A 4,376-nucleotide genomic window follows, 5' to 3' on the forward strand; every position below is an offset into this window, starting at 1 on the left:
GCCCCAGCCGCCGTCGTCGCCCGGGCCGCCGTCACCGTGCCACCGCCGGTCGCCGCGGAACTGCCCGTCGCTGCCGCCCCCCTGTCCGTCGTCGCGCCATCGACCGTCGCCGTCGCGCCACCGACCGTCGTCGCGGGACCGGCCGGTGCCGTCCGCACCGGGCCGTCCGGTGCCCACGCCGAACCCGAACCAGGCCAGGAGCCGGCTGAGCCCGGCCCGGTCGTACCGCCCGGGGCCCCGGCCATCGCCCAGGGCGGCGTCGCCGACCGCGCCGCTGCCGTCGCCGGCACCGCGTCGGCCTCGCCACCCGGCACCGCCTCGGCCACCGGAAGCCGCGGACCCCGCGCCGCCTCCCGGCGAGCCGGGCAACCGCCACCACCCCCGGCCGGGACCGCGCCCCGCGTCCCCGCGCCGCGCCGCGTACCGGTCGGGTCCGAGGCGGCCGGCCGGGTCGCCGGCGGTCCACCGCCCGCCCACGCCGCCGGCTCCCGGCGACCCCGGGTCCGTACCGTCCCCGCCGTTCCCGGCGCCGCGGTCGCCCGCATCCGGGTGGCTCGCGTCGGCGGGGAATCCCGGGCCGAGCGGGCGGTCCTGACCAGTGGCGTACGGGAGGTCGCGGAGCAGGCCGGGGGCGTGCGCGGCGACCAGGCGCAGCCAGTGCTCCGGCGGGTCGCCGGGACGGCCGGGCGTCAGGTCGCCCGGCGCCGGCCGTCCGGCGGCCCGACCGGTGGGCGGGGCGAGCTGGTCGGCGGTGACCCGCAGGGCCCGGGCCAGCCAGTCACGCGGGCGTGGGCGCGGCCGCACCGCCGGACTCCAGTTCCAGTCCCTCGTACGCGAGGGTCAGCGCCTCGATGGCGATCTCCTGCGCGAGGGTGTTGAGGTGGGCGCCACGCCACCGGGTCGGCCACGCGTTGATCATGTTCCAGCGCAGCACCTCGGCGGTGCCGGCCGGGTCCAGCAGCACCACCGAGACGTTGCGCCGGCTCACCGTCCCCTTCGCCGCCGCGTTCACCCAGTCCCACAGCTCACGGGACACGGTCAGGCCGAAGTGGAGGGTGACCGGGGCGTACTCGACCTGGCCCGGCACGGCCCGGATCCGCTCGTTGCCGGCCTCCCGGTAGCTGACCGACGGAATCTGCACCTCCAGGCCGCTGACCTCGGTGAAGTGCCCGTTGGTGATGCCGTTGATGAGCAGCTTGAAGTGGTAGGCGCGGTACGGGTCGACGGGCGCGCCCGGTTGCGGGGTGGCCGTGGTCGGCATGTCAGCCTCCGATCGTCTCGGTCTCGGTGCCGCCGGCCCACTGGCTCAGCTTGAACACCACGAACTCGGCCGGCTTCACCACCGCGATGCCGATGTGCGCGACCACCATGCCGCCGTCGCGGACGTCGGCCGGGTTGGTCTCCTCGTCGCACTTGACGAAGAACGCCTCCTCCGGCGTACGCCCGAGCAGCGCGCCGTCGCGCCACACCCGGGTGAGGAACGCCCCGATGTCCCGGCGGATCGATCGCCAGAGGGTGTAGTCGTTGGGCTCGAAGACCATCCACCGGGTGCCGTTGGCGATGGCCTGCTCGATGGCGATGGAGAGCCGCCGTACGTTGAGATAGCGCCACTCGCTGGCCTCGGCGGCGAGCGTACGGGCGCCCCAGAGCCGGATCCCCTCGCCGGCGAAGTAGCGGATGACGTTGACGCCCTTGGGGTTGAGCACGTCGTGCTCCGGGCGGGTGACCAGGTAGCCGAGGTCCACCGCGCCGCGCACCGGCTCGTTGGCCGGCGCCTTGTGCACGCCGCGGAGCGCGTCGGTCCGGGCCCAGATGCCGGCCACGTGCCCGCTCGGCGGGGTGAGCACCAGCTCCCCGCTGATCGGGTCGCGCACCCTGATCCACGGGAAGTAGAAGGTGGCGAACTCCGACTGCCGGGGCCGGTCGCCAGCCGGCCCGCCGCCGCCATCGTCCGTCTTCGGCCCGCCGTCGGCGGGCTTCGGGGCGTCGTCGGCGGGTTTCGGCCCGCCGTCGGCGGGTTTCGGCCCGCCGTCGGCGGGTTTGCCGGCGGGTTTGCCGGCGCCCGGTGTGGCCACCCGGGTGAGCCGGGAGATGTCGGCCACGTCCGGCGGCGGGTCGCAGATCGCCACCATGGTGCGCAGCCGCTCGGCCATGCTGATCAGTGCGTCGTGGGAGACCGGGTCGTGGTAGCCGGGGGCGGCGAGGATCGAGATCTCGTCGACGGCCTCCAGCAGTTGCAGGCCGCCGCGCCGCCCACCGGTGCCGGTGAGCTGCCCACCCTCGCCGACGTTCACCACCCAGCAGCGGGTGCCGCCGTTGTCGAGGAAGCCGAAGACCGCCCGGGCCAGCGGGGTGCTCTCCGGCTGCTCGCCGTCGGCGTACAGGCGGACGAACTCCGACCAGCTGTTGACCGCCAGGGCCTGGTTGACGTGCGCGGTCCGGTTCGGGGCGACGCCGACGAAGGCGGCCGTGCTGGTGCCGACCGGGCCGATCGGGCGGGCGCCGCTGGGAACCTCCTCGACGTAGATGCCGGGGGAGAAGTAGGTGGGCATCGGTCCTCCTTGAGGAGTCAGTCCGGGGCGCAGACGATGACGAGGTCGGGGTCGGCGGGGTCGAGGTCGGCGGTGTGGGTCCGGCCCCGCCCGACCAGCCGCACCCGCACCGGCCGGTCCGGGGCGTCCGGGTCGTGCGGGACGCCGACCAGCCGGAACCGTCCGGCGTGGTCGGTCTCCGTGGCGTACGGGGTGCCGGGCACCTCGATCCGCATCGCGGCGAGCGGCTGCGCCTCGGGGCCCACCACCCGGCCGTCGAGGGTGCGCATGCCCAGCTGCCGCAGCCGCAGCGGGTGCCGTACCGGCGGTGCGGCGGGCAGCGGCCGGTCGATCCGGGCCGGCACGTCGAGCAGCAGCGCCGGCCGGGGCGCCACCCCGAAGGCCCGCCAGAGCGCGGGGTCGCCGGTGCCGAGCACCACCTCCGGCTCGCCGGCGGTGGCGGCGGCGGCCAGCACCCGGTCCAGCGCCGGCAGCGCGTCCGGTCCGGCGCCGGCGAGCAGCGACCGGAGCACGAACCGGTACGGCTCGCGCGCCCCGCCGCCGGCCGCGGTCGGCCGGACCGGCCGCAGCTCCAGCGGCCAGACGGTGAGGCCGCCGCCCGGGCCGTCGCGGGGCGGTCCGACCGGGACGGCGGCGCCCGCCGCCCCGGTCAGCCAGGCCGCGAGGTCCGCGACGGCCGCCTCGATCGCGCCGGTCATCGCGGCGGCGTCCCCTGGATCCGGTACGCGATGGCCTCGTTCCACACGTGCGGGTAGACGCCGATCTCGAAGTACCGGGTGAACCGGTTGATCGGGGCGTTGCCGTGGTCGTGCCAGAGCAGCCACACCGGGGCGATGGTGAACAGGACGTAGTTGAGCATGACCAGCGGCAGGTAGAGCGGGCCGAGCAACCGGGCCTGGAAGACGTGTACGTCCTCGTGGCGCTGGATGCCGGGGCTGGAGCCGGCGCAGACCGTGCCGATCGTGGTGGCGTACCGCGGGGAGACCCCTTCGACCAGGTTGACCCGGCCGCTGGCCTGGGAGACCACCCGGTCGAGCTGGTGTCCGAAGATCAGGTGCAGGGCGAGGTAGAGGGCGCCGACCACGGTGTTGAGCAGGCTCCACGTGTGGTCGACCACGAACAGGAAGATCCCCCGGGCGTCCGTGCCGTACGTGCCGGCCGAGGCGACCGCCCAGCCGAAGGGGACGCCGAGCAGCAGCCCGACCGCCGCCCCGATGAGCAGGCCCAGGGGGCCGCCGGCGAGCCCGCCGAGCAGGGCGCCGAGGCCGACGTGTACGGCGGCGCTGATGATGCCGAAGACCATGGCGGGTACCTCTTTCAGACCCACGAGCGGATGAAGCGGGGCTCGCGTCCCTGCGCGAGCTGGGTGGGCGAGGCGTTCGTCGCCTGCCGGTTGCCGGGTGGCAACTGGTTGATGCCGAGGGCGGCGGAGAAGATGACCAGCCCGTTGAAGAACGCGATGATCCACTTTTCCGGTCCGGCGTCGCCGGCGAACGCCGCGGTCAGGTACGACAGCGCGAGGGCGAAGCCCAGCGCGAGCCACTTGCGTGCTTTGTCGCCGCTGGGGCCGATCAGGCCGCCGATGACGTTGGTGGCCAGCAGGGTGGCGGCGCTGGCGCCGGTGAGGCTGCCCAGCGCGGCCCAGGTGAAGAGATCGTTCACGGCGATCTCCCTTCGGGTGGTGCCTACGTGCTCGGGGTGGTGGGGAGGTACGGCGGGCGGGCCGGTGCGGCCGGTCCCGTCCGCCCGTGGTGCGGCATCGGGCCGGGTCAGGCCGGATGGTCGGCCTGGGGGGCCGGCGCGGGGCTGGCGGCGGCCGGGGCG

At 75.5% G+C, this 4,376-nt stretch carries 5 protein-coding genes and 1 pseudogene; all 6 read right to left on the reverse strand.

All coding sequences use genetic code 11. The annotated features are described in order from the left end of the window. A pseudogene (locus tag LQ51_RS11195) lies at positions 1-804 on the reverse strand (hypothetical protein); the annotation flags it as partial. Beyond that, positions 779-1,261, reverse strand: coding sequence for a phage tail protein (locus LQ51_RS11200; protein ID WP_046564871.1), 483 nt, complete (start codon positions 1,259-1,261; stop codon positions 779-781). The pseudogene LQ51_RS11195 and the gene LQ51_RS11200, both read right to left, overlap by 26 nt. Before the next feature lies 1 nt (position 1,262). After that, a complete protein-coding gene (locus LQ51_RS11205) occupies positions 1,263-2,552 on the reverse strand; it encodes a phage tail sheath family protein (protein ID WP_046564872.1) in 1,290 nt (429 codons plus the stop codon). 17 nt (positions 2,553-2,569) lie between these two features. Next, complete coding sequence (locus LQ51_RS11210) at positions 2,570-3,250, reverse strand: hypothetical protein (RefSeq protein ID WP_046564874.1); 681 nt, start codon at positions 3,248-3,250, stop codon at positions 2,570-2,572. After that, the gene (locus LQ51_RS11215) at positions 3,247-3,855 is read right to left on the reverse strand and encodes a hypothetical protein (RefSeq protein WP_046564876.1); all 609 of its coding nucleotides are present in this window, start codon (positions 3,853-3,855) and stop codon (positions 3,247-3,249) included. Before LQ51_RS11215 ends, LQ51_RS11210 begins: the two co-directional genes overlap by 4 nt. Positions 3,856-3,869: 14 nt before the next feature. Continuing rightward, positions 3,870-4,214 carry a hypothetical protein gene (locus LQ51_RS11220; RefSeq protein WP_046564878.1) on the reverse strand — a complete coding sequence of 115 codons (345 nt, stop codon included), beginning with the start codon at positions 4,212-4,214 and terminating at the stop codon, positions 3,870-3,872. Positions 4,215-4,376: the final 162 nt, after the last annotated feature.

Origin of the sequence: Micromonospora sp. HK10, assembly GCF_000982955.1 — a bacterium.
In the GTDB taxonomy this organism is placed as follows: domain Bacteria; phylum Actinomycetota; class Actinomycetes; order Mycobacteriales; family Micromonosporaceae; genus Micromonospora.

Bases quoted from the DNA above. Each gene is read 5' to 3' on its own strand.
- LQ51_RS11200 (WP_046564871.1), bottom strand. From the start codon at position 1,261: ATGCCGACCACGGCCACCCCGCAACCGGGCGCGCCCGTCGACCCGTAC.
- LQ51_RS11210 (WP_046564874.1), bottom strand. From the start codon at position 3,250: ATGACCGGCGCGATCGAGGCGGCCGTCGCGGACCTCGCGGCCTGGCTG.
- LQ51_RS11205 (WP_046564872.1), bottom strand. From the start codon at position 2,552: ATGCCCACCTACTTCTCCCCCGGCATCTACGTCGAGGAGGTTCCCAGC.
- LQ51_RS11215 (WP_046564876.1), bottom strand. From the start codon at position 3,855: ATGGTCTTCGGCATCATCAGCGCCGCCGTACACGTCGGCCTCGGCGCC.